This window comes from Kitasatospora sp. NPDC024654, from assembly GCF_055559155.1.
This window is the reverse complement of sequence record NZ_JBVHLF010000074.1, coordinates 17,550-36,214: the sequence shown is the minus strand read 5'-3', so window position 1 is coordinate 36,214 and position 18,665 is coordinate 17,550. Positions and strand designations below refer to the sequence as shown.

The following is an 18,665-nucleotide window of genomic DNA, read 5'->3' as shown; positions in this document are numbered from 1 at the left end:
GGCGGGGCCACACCCCGCTCGAACATCTCACCGGCCTCCAACCGCACCCGCTCACGCTGAGCACGCTCCCGCGCGGTCAGGCCACCCCCATCGGGATACCTCACCTCCCATACATAGAGCCGAACTGACTATCTGTCACCCCCATCTGCAAGCCTCAGAAGCGGCCAGAGCGAGACCAACGAACACGGTAGCGACAGCGGTTACGGCGAGACGGGTGGCCTTCATGGCGAGTTCCCCCAGGGAGCGGTGAGCGAAAACTGACCGGCCATCAGGGCCGATCACTTATCTCCACGCGACAAGCGCCAGCACGGATCACCCTGTTGCGCTCCTGTGACAAGGACCGGACAACCCCGGACCGTTGTCGCGGGCGCGCCCCTCGATGAACCTGCCGTGAACGCCCCCGGCGGACGGCATCCCGATCATCCGGTACGACTGTGACGGTGCATCCAACCAGCGGTTCGGGTTCGAACCGGTGTAGCCGCTCACCCGCTTCCAGCCCGAACTGCCCTTCCGGGACGGTGCGGGCCGGCGGCACCCACACCGTCGTCCTGCGGTTCGCCGACACCGGACAGGCCCGCGCCGTCTACGAGTCCGACCGCCACCGGGAACTGCTCGAAGAACGCCTCACGGCCACCGTCCCGTTCACGGCGGTGATCGTCCCCACCCTCTGGGACCAACCCGGACAACCTCCCTCCGCTCCCAGCACCAACGCTGGGGGCGCTGGCGGCGGGGCGGCGGCGGGTGCTGGAGAGACCGACCCGTGCCGGTGCCCCACCTGGCCCATCGGCCGCGCACCTACTCGGCGGCGCGGCAGTGGTGACTGGAGACCGACGGCCGGTCGACTGGACCGCCCTGCCACTGGAGAACACGGTCGAGGGCGAGCAACTGGGCCGGTGGGTACGGGCGCAGCGGGCCACTGGCCCGAACTCGACCAGGGGCAGCGGGACATGGTGGCGGCGCTCGTCGCTGAACAACCAGCGCGCCCGACGGGACAGGCTCAGCGAGGAGCGGCGCGGGCAGCTGGAGGCCCTCGGTGTGGCCTGGCAGAGGTCCCGGCTTGAGGCCGGCGGGCGGTTGCCCGCCGGCTGGCCGCTGTCAGCCGCAGGAGGAGCAGGAGCAGCAGGGCTGGATGCGGACGTCGTCGATGACGGGCCCCGCGTCGCTGTTGAGGGTGGTGCTGGCGAAGGTGACGGTGGTGGAGGCGTTGGTGGCGATGAAGGTGAACTGCCGGTACACGTAGCCCATGCTGGCGAACGTTTTGCCGGCGACGTCGAAGGAGAAGTCCTGGAAGTCCTGTCCGTCGATGAGGGCCTTGCCGGTCTTGACGGTCGGTGGGGCGGCGGGGTTCCCGGCGAGTGCGTAGGTGACCGTGTAGCACTTGCCGGAATCGGTGCTGAAGGTCTGGGCGACGGCTCCGGTGTTGGTGCCGTTGAGGTCGACGGACTGGTCGCCCTCGGCGGCCTGCCAGTAGCCGGCGCCGATCAGGTCGACCGTGCCGCTGGTGACCTGCCAGGGGCCGATGGACTGGCCGGTCGTGAAGTCCTGGAAGGTGTTCGCCGCCACCCGGGGCGTTTCGAAGCTGCCGTCGTCGAAGTGACTGGGCGTCACGGCGGGTGCGGCGAGCTGGGCCGTGCGGGTGTCGTGGAGCGGCGCGGCAACGGCCGCGGTGCCGGCACCGGCCAGCACGACGGCCGCGGCAACGGCGGCCATACATTGACGGATGGTGATCATGGTTCCTCCCGGCAAACGGCGGTGGGATATGCCTCTGACACGGTAGGTACCGCCCACCCGCAGCCATATCACTCGAACGAGTGAGGACGGCTCGTACACCAAGCACATGCGCGGCAGACGTACGCCCCGCGCTCAGAGGGCGGGCTGCCAGCCGGGACCTCGACCGCCAGGGTGGCGGCCGACGCCTTCCGGGCGCGTGCTCGGTCCCGCGTACGCACAAGGAGGATGGGACATCGCCGGGTTGCCCCGGGAGCGCAGCACTGGCGCCGCCGCCACCGCGGTACTGGTCAGAATCCCCATACAGTCACGCGGGAGTGCCATCCCCCAGTCCTTCCGACAGGCCAGGACCACACCAACCCACGATGAGGTGAGCCCGTCACTTCCCGGCAGCGCGTGACCAGGGGCTCAGGGCGCGCGCCGTCGCGCCACGCCTCCCTCCGCTCCCGGTCGGACGTACGCGCCCCTTCGTGGAGGCGTGCGGATCGGGCCCGCTCCTCGCCACTCCTGGTCGGCCGATGGTTCGCGCAGTGGCCGACAGGCTGCTCTGCCAGGGCGCGGGGTTGGCCCTCGCCGCCGTTCGTGGCGCCCCGGAGTCTTGCGGCCGATCCGGGCCGCGAGTAGGTTCCGAATCGACCGGCGCGGGGGAACTGGTCCTTCGCGCGTGCACGGGGGAGGAACCAGACCATGGGCATGCGCAGCTCCAGGATTCGAAAGGTGCTCGCGCGACCGGCGACGGTAGGGGGCGCCGCTCTGGCGGCGTTCGCGATGTCGCTCGGACTCGCGCCGTCGGCTTCCGCCACACCCAAGTACATCGACCTCAGCAACGACGTGAAGTTCTACGCCAATCAGCCGCACAGCTGGCCGTCCGCGTCCGTGCACCTCGACTGGCAGACCGACGGAAACCTGGTCCTGTACTGCAACAACAGCGGCCGTGCGATCTGGTCCTCCAACACGTACCTGGCTCGCACCGGCGCCGACGGGGCGTTCATCGAGTTCACCGGCGGCCACATCAGCGTGGTGGAGCACTTCAGCAACCTCGGGTTCTGGCAGCCGGAGTGGTACGAGCGCGGCACCAACTACCTCGCTTTCGCCTACGTCCAGGACGACGGAAACTTCGTGATCTACAACCAGGGCAGCAGCGTGGCCTGGGCCAGCGGGACGAACAACAAGTGCTGACTCCGTTCCTGTCACCCGCGCGGTGACGGACGAAGTGCCTCCGGGCCGAACCCCGCCCCGGAGGCACTCCGCATGGCCCGGACCCCAGGCCTGTGTGAGGTTGTGATCAGTCGATTGGTCGCAGGAGGTCATCTCCGGATCGGCGAGGCGCGAAGATCGAGGGTCCTGCGTCCGGCGCCCCTGCCCGGCCCGCCGGGCCCCGGCGCGATGCCGCGGCGGCTCAGGCCAGCAGGCCGTTGTAGTCCGGAAGTTTGAAGGTGGCCTCGGCGTGTCCGCCTTCCAGGTCGGTGACGTTGTTGCCGATGTTGGCGACGATCGTGTTGCCCTGGTTCTCGATGTCGGTTCGCATGTCGGTCTTGAAGTCCTGGACAGGTTCAAACAGATCGCCCAGGTCACGGCCGTAGAGTCCATCCACCGGGTAGCCCGCCTTGAGCAGGGTGAACAGGGTGATCGACCGGATGAAGTCCGGACGGGCGGTGATGAAGAAGACGGCGATGCCGTGGTCGTGCGCGTAGGTGACCAGGTCCAGCACCTGCGGAATGGCGGGCTCGGTGATCGGGTGGAAGTAGGTCTCCAAGCTGGTGTTGTCGATGTCCAGCACGATGGCCGGTCTGGCGGCCGTGGGGTGGGCGACGTACTGCTGGAGGTAGACCCGGGCCGGGGCGATGTCGGTGCTCACGTCGGCCAGCCACTGCGACTGGGTCACCGTACCCGTGCCGGCAGCCGGTAGCGCCGCCGTACGGACGTGGGCGGGGACAGGCGCCGCGACGGCCGGAGTCGCCGCGCCGACGGCCAACAGACCGGTGATGAGAGCCGCGCCGACGGCCTTGCCCGAGAGGTTCATTTCTTCTGGATCTTCCTGAGATGGTGACAGTGGCAGCCCGGCCCACCTGCATCGGTGGCGCGGCTGTTGGGGCATCGCAGGTTCTCACAAGGTCAATGTTCCTGGGCGGATGACGAGTTACCAGTGAGCAAAGATCACGTGCAGCTCGGGGCCGACGACGCACGGGCCGGGAGGAGCAGCCGGACACGACGACCTCTGTGAGCGGGCTGTGCAGGTGGCCATCCACCGTGATCACGACGCTGCTGACCGAGCATGCCGCCTTGCGGGAGACCATCGCCCGATAGCGACCACCCGCGCGCCCCAGCAGCTACCCGGGGGCCGTGGTTGTCACCGGACGAATCCCGGACTGCGACGCCGGGTTGGAGGACCGTGACACGGGCGGACGAGTGCGCCCGCAAGGTGGCGGTCGCCGGGGTGTCCGGCGCGACCGGGGAACGTGAGAATGAGCAGAACGGCCGCGAAGAGAATCACGATCCGTTTCTTGGCACCTATCAGCCACCCTCTCTTCCGAGCGTGGTTCATGACGGCCGGGAATGCTCTGCCCAGTGAGTTCCCGCCGCGACGATCAAGACGTCACCCGATTCGGACCAGCACCATGCTCGCACGCAACGCGGCCTCCGGTCCCGGGAATGTCGCATTTCGAGGTATCTCATATATCCGGGACATTGGCCTTGCTCCGTGGAATTCCTCGGCCGTACCGCCACCGTCATTTCCTGCGCGACTCTCGTCCCGCGGCCGCCACACCGCGCCCGGGCCCATGACGGTCTCCTCCGGGTCGATCTCCGTTGACCAGCCCATTCCTGTGGGTGTTGGTGATCCACTCCTCTTCTCGCTTCGGGACCATGCCGCGGGCGGGGCGGGACGGGGTCCGCAGGTATTCGCGGCGTCGGCGGTCGGCATCGGCTTCATGATTGACTGGGCGTCGGTCACAATGTGCCTTGAGGGCGACGGCTTGCGGCCGTCGCGCGCGGGGCGCGTACGGTTTTCCTGTATTTCTTTCACGCTCGTCCATTCGGGTGACTGACCGTCAAGTCTATTGCCGGCACTATCACTCGATGGGTTACTGGTTCTCATTCGAACCGGTGGGCCGCCCATCCCTCTCGGGGAATTGTGCAAGGCCTGCCTGGTGACCCATCCCGGAGCGTGGGGACGGCACAGCCTGGTGTCGCAATGGGCGGTCCCCGCAGAGGACATGAAGCACCGCCCCGTGCCCTTGGTGGGCGCGGTCCGGGGCAGCGGCTCACGCCACTCCGTCTGGGGGTCGCTGTGCGAACTGTCCGCATCCTGTGCGTGATCCGCGTCCGCGTCCCCCTCCTTCGCCCGGGGGGGTGGCCCTGCGAGCCTGTGCCGTGCGGTGACACGGACTGCCCGCGGGGCCGCCGGAATCGCATCGGGCGACCACACTCCGCCTGACGGTGCGGCCCGGTGCGGTAGCTGACGCCACGGCCGTCCATCGGGGCGGAGACCCCGGCGGTGACCGCTCCGGACCATCGGTGGCCAGCACGGCTGGTCGGTCCCGGCGCGTCACCCGCCAATCGCAGGAGTCAACGAAGGAGTCCATCCCATGCCTATCTCCCCCGACCAGGGATCCACCGGTGGCGGGACGGTCGTCACCATCACCGGTACCAACCTCAGTGGCGCCACGGCCGTGCACTTCGGCTCCAACCTGGCCACCATCACCGCCAACACGGCCACCTCCGTCACCGTCACCTCCCCGTCCGGGAGCGGCACGGTCAACGTCACCGTCACCACCCCCGGCGGGACCAGCAACCCGCTGCCGTTCTACTACGTCGGCGCACCGTTCAAGTCCAGCCTGTCCCCCGTCTCCGGTGTCACCGCGGGCGGCAACACGGTCACCATCACCGGCACCGGCCTGTCCACCGCCACCGCGGTGGACTTCGGCACGGTCTCCGCGACCCCGACCGTGGTCAGCGACAGCCAGCTGACCGTCACGGTGCCGGCCGGGACGGCGGCCGGGCCGGTGGGTGTCACCGTCACCACCGCGGGCGGCACCAACAACGGCCTGTCCTACACCTACGTCAACGCGCCCACCCTCGGCACCCCGGTCCCCGCGGCCGGGCCGACGTCCGGCGGCACCGCGGTGACCATCCCCGGCACCAACCTCACCACTACCCAGTCGGTGACCTTCGGCGGTGCCCCGGCGCCGTTCTCCGTCATCTCCGACACGGAGATCTCCGCCGTCACCCCGCCCGGGACCGCCGGCGCGGCGGACATCGTGGTCACCACCACCGGAGGCTCCGCCACGCTGACCGGTGGGTTCACCTACACCGCCGGCCCCGGTATCTGACCCGCGATCCGGGTCACCGGCAGCCCGGTCCCCGAAACCGGGCACACCGACCGCCTGTCCGGGCAGGACGCCCTCCTTCTCCTGCCCGGGCAGGCCCCACCACACCCCTTCGACGAGCCCCGGTCCGCCTCCCCTTCCAGGCCGGCCGGGGCTCCCCTCCGAGCAGACACGGCGTGGGCCACTCCGCGAAGGCGCCTATCGCCTCCGCCGCGAGGCTGCTGACCGTTCGCCCCTGCGGGGAAGGCCGGGCCTCGGCATGCCCGCAGACGCCCCGTGAGACGAGCCGGCCGGTCACCCCGGCGGGGCGCGGAGTCGTCGACGTGACAGCGTCGTCCCGGCGGGCCGGTGACCGTCGTCCAACTGCTGCAACCCAGCGCTACCTGGGATATTCGCGTAGCACCTGGAAGCCGGGTTAGACCGCGCAAGTGATTCTCGAATGACGCGCCAGATGCCTTTGGGCGGCTGCACGGAAGCTCGCCGATTCGGGTGCTGAAGATGACCGTACCGCTCTCACGGTCAGTCTCCAGGCCCGCCGCAGTGCCGAGTCCTCCCTCCTGCCGTCAGCGATTGTCGCGACGTGACCGGCTCCCCTGCGGTTCCAGACAGGGGAGTCTCTCCGTCAACCTCAGCGTCCTCGGTTCGCTGGGCCTCACCGGGGTCAACTCCACCTGCAACGCGACCCCCGGCGGGGCGACCGGGTCCGGGGTGATCGCCGCGGGCACTGCCACCGTCGACAGCCTCCCGCGGTCACCCTCCAGGCGAATGCGGCCCCCAACACCGTTATCAACCTCGCGAACCTGGGACAGCTCACCCTCAACGAGCAGTCCACGGACGCCAACGGGGTGCTGACGATGAACGCCGTGCACCTGGTGCCGCTGCCCCGGTCCGACGCGGCGAACGTCGTGGTGGGCCACGTCCAGTGCGGTGGCGCGGCACCCGCCCCGTCGGTCAGTAAGACGGCGGCGGAGAGTTCGTTCGTCGCGGGACAGACGCTCCACTACTCGTTCAACGTGACGAACAACGGCACTCAGCCGCTGACCAACGTCGCGGTCACCGACAACGGACCCAGCTCGCCGACGGTCGCCTGCTCCACCGCACCGCTGATCCCGGGTTCCTCCGAGACCTGTACCGCCACCTACACCGCGACCGCGGCGGACGTGGCAGCCGGGAAGATCACGGACACCGGGACCGTCACCGCCACCCTCCCCGGCGGTGCCACCGTGACCGGCACCAGCGGGCCGCTGACCATCCCGGCGCGGTCGCTGTCCATCACCAAGTCCGCGATCGACGCCGACTTCCCGGCCCCCGGCGAGGTCGTGCACTACACCTACACCGTCACCAACAACGTCCAGGCGCCGCTCACCAACCTGGTCGTGACCGACGCCACCCCCGGCGTCACCGTCTCGGGCCGCGGCACCAACCAGCTCGCACCCGGCCAGTCCACGACCTGCCAGGCCACCTACACCACCACCCGCCACGACGCCGAGGAAGGCAGGATCACCGACATCGGAACCGTCACCGGCACCGCCCCCGACGGCGCCGCGGTGACCGCCACCGGCAACAAGCTCGTCATCGTCGGGTGCGCGCCGTACGACGACCACGACCACGGCGGCTGCAGGAGCGACCACCCCGAGGGCCGTGAGCACGGCTGAATCCACAGCTCCCGGCAGTGACGGGACAGCCGCCGTCCGCATCCCCGCAGGCGGCGGAGCAACCGAACACCGACTGACCAGGGGCTGATCAGCCCAACGGTGGTTCGGGAACCGGCGGTTCCCGGACCACCGTCCTTCGCACAGACGGTCAGACGAATCCGCCGGTGCCGAGAACCCGGAGCGGAACGCCGACACGTGTTGTCAGGTCCGTCCATGGGCTGTCCAACTCCCCGTGGAAGGGCCGGGCAACGGCGACCTGACACGCGGTCGCGGTCCGCGCCGAGGCCCGGCCACCGGGCACCGAACCGGCCACGACACCCGCCGGCCACCGGATCCGTCCCTCGGGGGCAGCGGGGACGAAGCGGCGAGCCGACCCGGCCGACGGCGTCGTGGAATGCCAGGACTTCGCGACCGAAGGAGGTGGTCCCGCCCACGACGCGACCCACGGGTACGCCGGGTACCGGAGCGCCCCGAACCGTGGCGCGGCCGTCGGACGCTCCGCCATATGGGTGACTTGGCGGCCCGAGTCCTTGTCAGCGGTTTCACTCCTCTGGGTTACTGTCTGTATCCAAACCGGCGGGCCGCCCATCCCTCTCCGGGGGAACGTGGCTGCCAGCTTGCCTGCCGCCTCTCCTCTCTTGGGGCAAGGCGGCGGGCGAGCCCTGGTCGCGATGGGCGCCCTCGTAGAGGACTTGGATCCACCAGCCGGTGTCGGTTCCCGACATCGGCTGGTGCGGCGGCTCACATGGGCCCGAGGAGGCGCTATGCGAGCGATCTTTGCGCTGCGGAGTCTGCTGGTTGGCATCGCGACTCGGTGGGTCGCCCCGATTCGATGCCCACGGGCGCCGAACTGGTCCTGCCCCGCGACGGGCCGGTGCTGGTCGCCGGCCCTGACATGGCTCATGCCGCCGCGGGCCGTGGTCGGCCACCGGATCGACCCGGCGTACTCGGAGGGGACGTCAGCGACGGTGAGCGTGACAGCGCCACGGCTGTCGGCGGCCCGTGGTCCGGAAGTGACGGCGTACCGCCGAGGGCCCGCGGCTCATGGACGGCGCCAGCGGGCCGGCGGACACCAGGCGGCTCCGGTGGAAGCGGGAGCCGCCGCTCCTGGCGCGGCGCAGGGCGATCGTCCTCATGCTGAAGCGCGCCGATCCGCGCCGGCGGGACGGGGTGCCAGGCGTTGTTCGCCGTCATCCGCTCCGAGGAGCGGCACGGCGGCGCGGCGAAGCCGCCTCCCCCGCCACCAGTCCCACGCGGGACCGGCTACGTCCACACACCATCACGACCCGATGTCCTGAGGCGTGGGCCGTGATCGGCCCATGTGGTGGGCTCCGACAGTTCCGTGTCCTGTCGGAGCCCACTCGTCGCCCGAAGGGCGGCCCCGGCGCGTTGTCCGTCGAGGGTCCTTCGTCTCCGGAGAGCGCGTCCCCCCGGCCCGGGCCTACGCCCCCTCCGTCCTACAGGTAGGTGTAGGAGGCGCCGTTACTGGTGCCGGCGCCCGTGGTCACCGTGACCTGGACGGTACCGGTTCCGGGCGGGGAGACGGCCAGGACGGCTCCGTCACCGAGGACGGTGAAGTTGGTGGCCGGGGTGGCCCCGAAGTTCACCGCCGTGGTGCCGGTCAGGCTGGTCCCGGCGATGAGGACCGGGATGCCGCCCTGCGCCAGGCCGATCGGCGGCACCAGCGCGAGGATCACCGGCGCCGACGCCACCTGGTAGGTGTAGGTGGCGGGGTTGCTGGTGCCCGCGGGGGTGGTCACCGTGACCTGGGCCGTGCCCGTTCCGGCCGGGGCGACGGCCGTGATGGCGCCGTCGAACAGGACGGTGAAGCTGGTCGCCGGCGTGGTGCCGAACATCACCGCCGTGGCTCCCGACAGGCCGGTGCCGACGATGATCACGGAGTTGCCCCCGGTCGTCGGGCCCTGCGGGGGGATGAGCGTGAGGATAATCGGTGCCATTGCTTTCCTCTTTCCGATGGAGGACGAGGGACGAGTCGCTCTGGTCGACTTGCCCTGGCGTTTTATTCGACGCTAGGTTCACGGACTTTCCGAAAGCAATGGCCGGACAGCACCTGACGGATCGTCAGCTAGCGGGAAGAGGGCGCTGACCGTATTTTGAACACGCCGGGGCGCACTGACCGGAGCCGCATTTCTGGCGACACCTGCCAGCCTTTCGACGCAGTCTGTCGGATTCCGTCCGGCCGGGGATCTTCCGGACGCCGGGCAAGGGAGAGCGGGCCTGCCCGGAAAACATTCACCAGGATCAGATCTTCACGATCCGCATCCGGATGGACGGACTTGCCGGGAGAGCGTCACGCGCAGCGGGATCCGGCACCCGGCACTCGGGGCGTGCAGGCCGATATCGTGGCCGGTCACCCGCCAAGGCCCTCGGCGAACAGGCCGGATGCCGGGCCGGCCGGCACCGGGAAACTGGCCTTGACCAGGTGATGTGCTGCCGAGAGCGGCGGAGATCGACGCGACCGGCAAGTCTGCCCAGCCAGGTCGCGCCAGTGGCCGTTTCCCCGTCCGGGCTGCATAGTATGTCTATTTTGAAAGCTCGCCAGGATTCCTTGACTGAATCCTCCGAGCAAGCCGTAGCTCGCATCGGATACGCGCCCCCGATTTGCCCCTCCTGCTACCGGGCAAGCCTGGTTGACATCGACTTGCGGCGGGTACGAGCAAATCACGTCAATTCGTACAGGATTTGAATCCTTGGCAAGGCCGACATTGCGCCGGCCTGCGCGTTAGGCGGCATCATGTCTCATTCGTTTCTCGTGCTGCTCAGAGGCGGTCCGAGCGACCTTCCGGCAATCTGGGAGATCCCGGACGGCGAGGTCGAGGATCGACTGAAGATAGCGCACGGGAACGGCTACGAGCATTTCGAGTTCTGCCAGGAGTACGACGACGTCGGGGGCGAGCCGATGCCCGTCTACCGCTGGTCGTATCGAACGGCCATCGCGGAGTAGCTCCGCTCCCGCACGACGGCCCACCGCACCGCTACTGACACAGAGGTGAGCATTGATGAGCGGCTTCTCCCTCGCAGGGACCGGGGCGATGATCAGGCGTCTTGGCCGTACGCGCGGTGTCATGAGCGGGCGGCGGCCCGCCGCGGGCGGCACCAGCGCGCGGGACACCATGGTCACGGGCATGGGATTCTGCCTGCCCGGTGAGAGCTCGCCCGTGTTCACCGCGGACGACGTGTGGGACGTGGCATCCCAGGGACGGTCCTGCCTCAAGCACCACGGTGTCTACTACGGCTCGGTCGACCTGCCGGCCACCGCGTTCGAGGAACGTCTGCCCGATCTGCCGGGGATCTTCTCCCAGCACTACACCGACGCGCACCGCTTCGGGCTGGTGTCGCTGGTGGAAGCCTGCGCGGACGCGGGACTGGACATCCGCGCGGGCGACCTGGCCGACGCCGCGGTCCTGGCCGGACGCGGGGGCATCGACGCCAACGTCCCCAGTTACCTCGCCGTCCTGGAGGCCGACGCCCGAACGACGACCCCGCAACAGGCGATGGAGCTGTTCGTCAGGGCCCAGCAGGCGCTCACCCCGTCCGACGTCGCCCTGGTCCAGGGGGCGTTGGCGCGTACCACCGGCCCCTGCTTCACCGTGTCGTGCGGCTGCGCCTCCTCCGCCGTACAGATCGGCAACGCCCGCCGGATGATCGCCGACGGCGACATCGACCTCGCCGTCGTCACCGGTGTCGACGTCTTCGGCGTCAACGTGATCAACAACGTCCAACGACTGCTGCACGGCGCCCAGCGCAGCTACGAGTCGATCCGGGTGGACGGGATGCCCGAGCTGCTCCCGTCGTTCGACCGGGTCATGCGGCCCTACGACCGACGCGCCGACTGCGTGAACCACGGAGAGGGCGCGGTGACGCTGGTGTTGGAGAGCCGCGAGCGCGCCCACCGGCGCGGAGCCCACGCCTACGGCCAGGTCCTCTCGCACGCCATGACCCGGGACGGCCTCGCCAACCCGCTGGCGAGCGACGAGAGCGGCGCCTCACTCGTCGCCGCCGTCCGCGCGTGCCTCGGGGACCGCTGGACGGTCGACCAGGTGCCCTACATCCACGGCGGCAGCGACGGCGACGTGGTGGTGACCGCCTTCGAGTCGAACGCCGCCGCACAGCTCTACGGCCCCGGCGCGGCGGACCTGCTGATGACCTCCCAGGAAGCCTGTTTCGGCCACAACGGCGCCCCGGCGGGCGCCCTCGGCGTCGCGCTGACGCTTCTCATGCTGGAAAACGGAGAGGTGTGCCCCACGGCGAACTGCGAGGAGCCGGCCGACAACCTCACCTTCGACCCGGTGCCCGGCGTGAACACCCGTCCGCTCGCCTTCGACTACGCGCTGAGCTGCAACTACCAGATCGGAGGCGTCAAGAGCGCGCTCCTGCTCGGCAGCCCGGACGCCGCCTAGGCCCACCGTCGGACGCCCCGCCGACGCGGGGTGCCCGCCCCCTCCCCGTTCGCGTCCGCTCAAGCGAGATGGAGCACCCCGTGATGGACCACACACACGAGCCGGGACCCGCCGGCCCGCACATCGCCGTCATCGGCATGGGATGCCGACTGCCGGGCGACGTCGATTCGCCCGCCGCGCTGTGGCGACTGCTCGTGGACGCGCGCGACGCGATCGGGGACCCCCCGCCGGGTCGGGCCCAGCGACAGGCCCCGGGCGGATCGCTCGACCCGGCCCCGGCAGTGCCCCGGTGGGGCGGCTACCTCCGGGACGTCTCCGGCTTCGACGCGGACTTCTTCGGAGTCTCCGGCAAGGAGGCGGACGTCCTGGACCCCCAGCACCGGCTGCTGCTGGAGGTGGCCTGGGAGGCGCTCGAACACGCCGGACTGCCTCCGGACCAGCTGGCTGGAACCCCGACCGGACTGTTCGCGGGCCTCAGCTACACCGACTACATGGAGTCCCTCGCCGGCCGGCCCAGCGAATTGGAGGGCTCCATCCTGACCAACGGACACTGCGTGGCCGCGGGCCGCATCTCCTACCTGTTGGGCCTGCACGGGCCGTGCGTCGCCCTGGACACCGCCTGTTCCTCCTCACTGGTGGCGCTCCACCTGGCCTGTCAGGCCCTGCGCAACGAGGAGTGCGACCTCGCGCTGGCGGGCGGTGTCACGTTGGTGCTCGGTGCCCGCACGACGATGTCCTTCGCCCGGATGGGCATGCTCTCGCCGACCGGGCGCTGCCGCACCTTCGATGCCGCGGCCGACGGATTCGTCCGCGGCGAGGGCTGCGGCGTCGTCGTCCTCAAGCGCCTTCGCGACGCGCTGCGCGACAACGACCGCGTCCTGGCCGTGGTCCGCGGCTCGGCGGTCAACCAGGACGGCCGCTCCGACGGTCTGGCCGCCCCTTCGGGCCTCGCCCAGCAGGCCGTGTTCCGGCAGGCCCTGGCGCGGGCCCGGACCGACCCGCGCGAAGTGGGAATGGTCGAGACCCACGGCACGGGCACACCGGTCGGGGACCCCGTCGAGTTCGCCAGCCTGGCCGAGGTCTACGGCGTGGGCCAGGGCCGCTGCGCACTCGGATCGGTCAAGACGAACCTGGGGCACCTGGAGCCGGCCGCCGGAGTCGTCGGCCTGATCAAGGCGGTGCTCTGCCTGCGGAACGGGCTCATCCCGCCCAACCTGCACTTCACCCGCTGGAATCCGGCCATCGCCGCCGACGGCACCCGCCTGTTCGTCCCCACCGAGCTGACCGCCTGGCCCACCCGGACGTCCTCACGACTGGCGGCGGTCTCCTCCTTCGGCTTCTCCGGCACCAACGCCCACGTGGTCCTGGAACAGGCACCCATCACCGTCGCCCGCGCCCTGCCCGCGACCACGTACTCACTGCCGCGGCAGGTGACCGCCGTCAACGGCACGCGCCTGCCGGCCCAGCGCACCGCACCGCCGGAGGTCTTCCTCCTCCCGGCCGGTTCCCGGGACGCGCTGCCCACCGCCGCCGAGCGGTTCGCCCACTGGCTGGAGGACGACGGGGCCGCCGTCCCGCTGCGCGATGTCGCCCACACCCTCGCGCTGCGCCGCTGCCTGGGGCGCGGCCGCCTCGCCGTGGTGGCCGCCTCGCACCGCGAACTGATCCGCGCCCTGAGTTCGTTCGGGGCCGGGAACGCCCACCCGGGCGTGGTCTGGGGCTCGGTCGGGGTGGGGGTCAGCCGGCGTCCGGTGTGGGTGTTCTCCGGCCAGGGTTCGCAGTGGCAGGGCATGGGACACGACCTGCTGCAGCACGAGCCCGCCTTCGCCGACGCCCTGGCCGAGGCCGACGCGCTGATCACCGCCGAGGCCGGCTTCTCCGTCCTCGACGCGGTCCGCGACCGCGAACGGATCACCGGCTGCGGGCGGGTGCAGCCGACGTTGTTCGCCCTGCAGGTCGCGCTGGCCGCCACCTGGCGCGCCCACGGAGTCGAGCCGGCCGCCGTCGTCGGCCACTCCATGGGCGAGGTGGCGGCGGCCGTCACGGCCGGAGCGCTCACGCTGGCCGACGGTGTCCGCGTCATCTGCCGGCGATCCGCCCTCCTCACCCGGATCGCCGGGGCCGGCGCCATGGCCACCGTCGCCCTGGACAGCACCGCCGTCGAGAAGGAACTCACCGCCCACCACGCCGGCGGTTCGGTGTGCGTGGCCGTCCTGGCCGCGCCCGGCTCGACCGTCGTGGCCGGCAGCACCGGTGCGGTGCGGCGGCTGACCGCCGACTGGCAGGCCCGCGGCATCGCCGCGCACCTGATCGACGTCGACATCGCCTCGCACTGCTCCCAGGTCGACCCGCTGCTCGCCGACCTCGCCACCGCCCTGGCGGATCTGACCCCGTGCCAGCCCACGGTTCCCTTCTACTCCACCGTCCTGGACGATCCCCGCGACGCCCCGCTCTTCGACGCCGCCTACTGGTGCGCCAACCTGCGCCGTCCGGTCCGGTTCGCCGCCGCCCTCGCCGCCGCGGCCGGTGACCGCCACCAGGTCTACGTCGAGGTCTCCCCCCAGCCCGTGGTCACCCACACCGTGAAGCAGGGCCTGGACGGCCTGCTCCACGACCCCGTCGTCCTGCCCACGCTGCGCCGCGCGGAGCACGAGCCGACCACCTTCCGCACCCAGCTCGCCGCCCTGCACTGCGCCGGCGTCACCGTCGACTGGTCCCGCCTGTACGCCGGAGGCAGCCTCGCCGACGTCCCGCCGCTCACCTTCGACCGCCGGCCCCACTGGACGGACACCACCTCACCGTTGAACACCCCCCACGGCCCCGGCGGCTCGCCGACCACCCTCCCGGGGACGCACACCGAGGTGCCGGGCACCCAGCTGCGCCATTCCTGGCGGGCCGACACGGGGACCGACGCACTGCCCTGGCTGGCCGACCACCGCGTCCACGGCACTCCCGTGCTCCCCGGCGCCGCCTACTGCGCCCTGGCTCTGACCGCCGCCTGCGAGGTCTTCCACGCCGAGCCGTACGAAGTCGAAGCGGTCGACATCCACTTCCGCGAACTGATGCACCTGGCCGACCACACCGACGCGACGACGACCGCCACCCGCCTGGGCCCCGACCGCGCCGACTGCGACGTCTTCGGCCGCGACCAGGACCGCGCCTGGATACGACAGGCCAACGCCGTGCTGCGCCGCACCGAACGGCCCCCACGGGGGCCGGCCCTCTCCGTGCCCGAACTGGCCGCGCGGCATCCCGTCGCACTCGACCCGGAGGCCCTCTACGCGAGCCTGCGGGCCCGTGGCCTGGAACACGGACCGGCCTTCCGCGGGATCACCGAGCTGCGCACCTCGCCCGAGGGCGACAGCTTCTGGGCCCGCGTCACCGTTCCCGCCGCCGCGGGAACGGCCCCACACGCGCTGCGGATCCACCCGGTCCTCCTCGACCTGTGCGCGCAACTCGTGGTGGCCGGCCTGGTCCGGGAACCCGGCCAGGGCCTGGTCCTGCCCGTGCACGTGAGGAGCGTGCGGATCCTCGGCGACCCCGGGACCGCCGTGTACGCCCACGCCCGGATCATCCCCGCTCCGGCGGGCAGCACCGTCGGCCGCGTCCTGCTCCTGGACGACGGTGGCCACCCCGTCGTCGACATCGACGCCCTGCGCTTCGTCCACCACCGCGCGAGCCAGGACACCGGCCCGGACCGGTGGTTCCTGGAGACCGGCTGGCACCCCCAGCCGCTCGGCGGGACAGCGGGGGCTCCGGCGCTGGACAGCTGGCTCGTCGTGGGCGAGGCGGACGGCTCCGCCCAGTTGCTGACCGACGCCCTACGCGCCACCGGGGCGACGGCCGAGAGCCTGGACGCCGCGGTGGGCGTCGACACGCTCCAACGGCTCAGGAACCTCATCGCCGAGCGGTGGGCACCCCCGCTCAGCCCGCCGAGGGCCGTGGTCCTGCTGTGCGCACCGCCCTCACCGGTGCGGGACGACCCCGCTCCGGTCGCCCTGGGCCGGACCCGGCACCTGCTGGCCATCGCCCAGGCCGCCGCCGCCTGCGCCGAGCCCCCGCGCCTGTACACGGTCACCCGCGCCGCCCACCACCTCGAGCCCGACCGGGCGGCCGATCCGGCCCAGGGTGCGTTGCGCGGCCTGGTACGCGTCCTGACGCATGAGCACCCGGAACTCCGGGCAACCCTCGTCGACGCCGACCCCGCCGACACCGACCTGCTCGGCGTCGCGCGGGAACTGGCCGCCGACGCCCCCGAGGACGAGGTCGCCCTGCGCGGCACCGACCGCCACATCGCCCGCCTGGCCTACACCCCGCTGTCCGAGGGCGAACGGGCGAGCGCCAGCACGCGCACCGTCCGCTACGGCGTGGACCGCTTCCGCCTGCGGGCCGGCCGGCTAGGCGACCTCGACAGCCTGGAGTTCACCGTCACCACGCGCCGCGCACCGGGTCCCGGGGAAGTCGAGCTGCGGGTACGGGCCGCCGGCGTGAACTTCCGCGACGTGCTCACCGCCATGGGCCTGCTGGCCACCGACGAGGACGCCGGCTCCCGCGTCGGATTCGAATGCACCGGCGTGGTCACCGCGGTCGGCCCCGGCGTCGACCACGTGCGTGCCGGTGACACCGTGCTCGCCGCCGACCTGCGCGGTGGGGCCTTCGCCTCCTTCACCACGGTCCCCGCCTTCACCGTGGCGGCCATCCCCACGGGGATCGACCCCGACGAGGCGGCGGGGCTGCCCACCGCGTTCCTCACGGCCTGGTACGCCCTGCACGACGTGGCCCGGCTCACGCGGGGCGAGCGGGTCCTGATCCACAGTGCCACCGGCGGAACCGGTCTGGCCGCGCTCGCGGTCGCGGGCCGGCTGGGGGCCGAGGTGTTCGCCACCGCCGGCAGCGAGGAGAAGCGCCGGTACCTGCGCGACCTGGGCGTCCGGCACGTGTGGGACTCCCGATCGCTGGACTTCGCCGAGCAGGCCCGCGCCGCCACCGCGGGCGAGGGCGTCGACGTCGTCCTCAACTCACTGTCCGGGCAGGCCATCCGGGCCGGGCTGGAGACGCTGGCGCCTTTCGGCCGGTTCGTCGAGCTGGGGGTGCGCGACATCCTCGCCGACACGCCGCTCGGTCTGGCTCCCCTGCGGCACAACGTCACCATGAGCGCGGTCGACCTCATCGAACTCCAGCGCTCTCGTCCGCAGGCCTTCGCCCGGGTGATGCGGGAGGTGCTGGCCGAGTTCGAACGGGGCGCCCTCACCGCCCTGCCCTGTCGGACCTATCCGCTCGCCAGGGCCCGCGACGCGTTCCGCCTGATGGCCGGCGCGGGGCACATCGGCAAACTCGTCCTGACCGTTCCCGCCGAGGGCAGTGGCACCGCCGTCCTGCGGGACCCGCCCTCCCCGGTCCGGCCGGACAGCGCCTACCTCATCACCGGCGGCCTGCGCGGCGTCGGCCTCGCCACCGCCGGCTGGCTGGCCCACCAGGGCGCCTCCCACCTCGTCCTCAACGGACGCACGCCCCCCTCCCCGGAGACCGAACGGATCCTCGCCGGGCTGCGCGACAGCGGCACCCGGATCAGCGTCGTCCTCGGCGACATCGCCGAGCCCGGGACCGCCGGACGCCTGGTGACCACGGCCACCGCCGACGGCCTGCCACTGCGCGGTCTGGTCCACGCCGCCATGGTCCTCGACGACGCCGCGGTCACCAACATCACCGACGACCAGCTGGAACGGGTATGGCACCCCAAGGCCACCGGCGCGTGGCGCCTGCACGAGGCGACCGCCGGGCTGGCACTCGACTGGTTCGTCCTGTACTCCTCCATGGCCTCCCTGCTCGGCAACCCCGGTCAGGGCGCCTACGCCGCCGCCAACGCCTGGCTCGACGCGTTCGCCATCTGGCGCTCCGCCCGCGGCCTGCGCACGCTGGCCGTCAACTGGGGCCCCTGGGGCGAGACCGGGGTCGCCACCGACTTCGCCGCCCGCGGCTACCAGACCATCCCGACCGAGGACGGACTCCGGGCCCTCGCCACGCTCCTGACGCACCAGCGGGTACGCACCGGCGTCATCCCCGGGACGCCGGACACCTGGATCCCGGCGGCCGGCCGCCGTTCCTCGCTCTTCGGCCTCCTCACACACGACGCAGCGGGAACGGGAAGCACCAAAGACCCGAGCCGCGACATCCGGGCCGAGCTGCGCTCCGCCGAGCCCGGCCTCGCCCGCCGCACGGCCCTCGAGAACTACCTGGCCGAGCACATCCGCACCGTGCTCCGGCTCGGGAGCGCCACCCTCGACCCCCAGACCCCGCTGAAGGCACTCGGCTTCGACTCCCTGCTGAGGATCGAACTGCGCACCCGCCTCGAATCCGGTCTCGGCACCAGACTCGCCGGCGACTTCGTCTGGCAGCACCCCACCCTGGCGGCCCTGGCCACCGGCCTCGCCGAGCACATGGGCCTGGACCTGAACGGTGACGACGGCCCGCAGCCCCGGCCCCGTTCCCAGGACGGCACCAACGACACCCGACCGACCACGACGGGAACCTGA

Annotated in this window: 9 protein-coding genes and 1 pseudogene; 6 read left to right on the top strand and 4 right to left on the bottom strand. The window is 71.4% G+C overall.

From position 1 onward, the window contains the following. Nucleotides 1-104, bottom strand: a pseudogene (locus ACZ38L_RS30770) (helix-turn-helix domain-containing protein); the annotation flags it as partial. A gap of 991 nt (nt 105-1,095) precedes the next feature. Beyond that, the gene (locus tag ACZ38L_RS30765) at nt 1,096-1,731 is read right to left on the bottom strand and encodes a choice-of-anchor C family protein (protein ID WP_465699401.1); all 636 of its coding nucleotides are present in this window, start codon (nt 1,729-1,731) and stop codon (nt 1,096-1,098) included. A gap of 714 nt (nt 1,732-2,445) precedes the next feature. Here ACZ38L_RS30765 and ACZ38L_RS30760 point away from each other — a divergent pair. Beyond that, on the top strand, nt 2,446-2,907 hold the full coding sequence (locus ACZ38L_RS30760) for a hypothetical protein (protein WP_465699399.1): 462 nt from the start codon (nt 2,446-2,448) through the stop codon (nt 2,905-2,907). Nucleotides 2,908-3,127: 220 nt separating this feature from the next. Here ACZ38L_RS30760 and ACZ38L_RS30755 read toward each other — a convergent pair whose 3' ends face one another. Further along, nucleotides 3,128-3,751, bottom strand: a complete 624-nt coding sequence (locus tag ACZ38L_RS30755) for an HAD family acid phosphatase (protein WP_465699397.1) — start codon at nt 3,749-3,751, stop codon at nt 3,128-3,130. 1,564 nt (nt 3,752-5,315) lie between these two features. Between ACZ38L_RS30755 and ACZ38L_RS30750 the strand changes: the two genes are divergently transcribed. After that, the gene (locus ACZ38L_RS30750; protein ID WP_465699395.1) at nt 5,316-6,059 is read left to right on the top strand and encodes an IPT/TIG domain-containing protein; all 744 of its coding nucleotides are present in this window, start codon (nt 5,316-5,318) and stop codon (nt 6,057-6,059) included. Between the two features lie 590 nt (nt 6,060-6,649). Beyond that, nucleotides 6,650-7,711 (top strand): choice-of-anchor P family protein, encoded by a 1,062-nt coding sequence (locus ACZ38L_RS30745; RefSeq protein ID WP_465699407.1) that lies wholly within the window; start codon nt 6,650-6,652, stop codon nt 7,709-7,711. A gap of 1,457 nt (nt 7,712-9,168) precedes the next feature. Here the strand turns inward: ACZ38L_RS30745 and ACZ38L_RS30740 are convergent. Then, nucleotides 9,169-9,669, bottom strand: coding sequence for an IPT/TIG domain-containing protein (locus ACZ38L_RS30740; protein WP_465699393.1), 501 nt, complete (start codon nt 9,667-9,669; stop codon nt 9,169-9,171). Nucleotides 9,670-10,466: 797 nt separating this feature from the next. Between ACZ38L_RS30740 and ACZ38L_RS30735 the strand changes: the two genes are divergently transcribed. The 3 genes from ACZ38L_RS30735 (at nt 10,467) to ACZ38L_RS30725 (ending at nt 18,665) form a co-directional block, all read left to right on the top strand. After that, a complete protein-coding gene (locus ACZ38L_RS30735; RefSeq protein ID WP_465699391.1) occupies nt 10,467-10,676 on the top strand; it encodes a DUF5988 family protein in 210 nt (69 codons plus the stop codon). Between the two features lie 121 nt (nt 10,677-10,797). After that, nucleotides 10,798-12,132, top strand: a complete 1,335-nt coding sequence (locus tag ACZ38L_RS30730; RefSeq protein ID WP_465699405.1) for a beta-ketoacyl synthase N-terminal-like domain-containing protein — start codon at nt 10,798-10,800, stop codon at nt 12,130-12,132. A gap of 83 nt (nt 12,133-12,215) precedes the next feature. Continuing rightward, nucleotides 12,216-18,665, top strand: a complete 6,450-nt coding sequence (locus ACZ38L_RS30725; RefSeq protein WP_465699389.1) for an SDR family NAD(P)-dependent oxidoreductase — start codon at nt 12,216-12,218, stop codon at nt 18,663-18,665.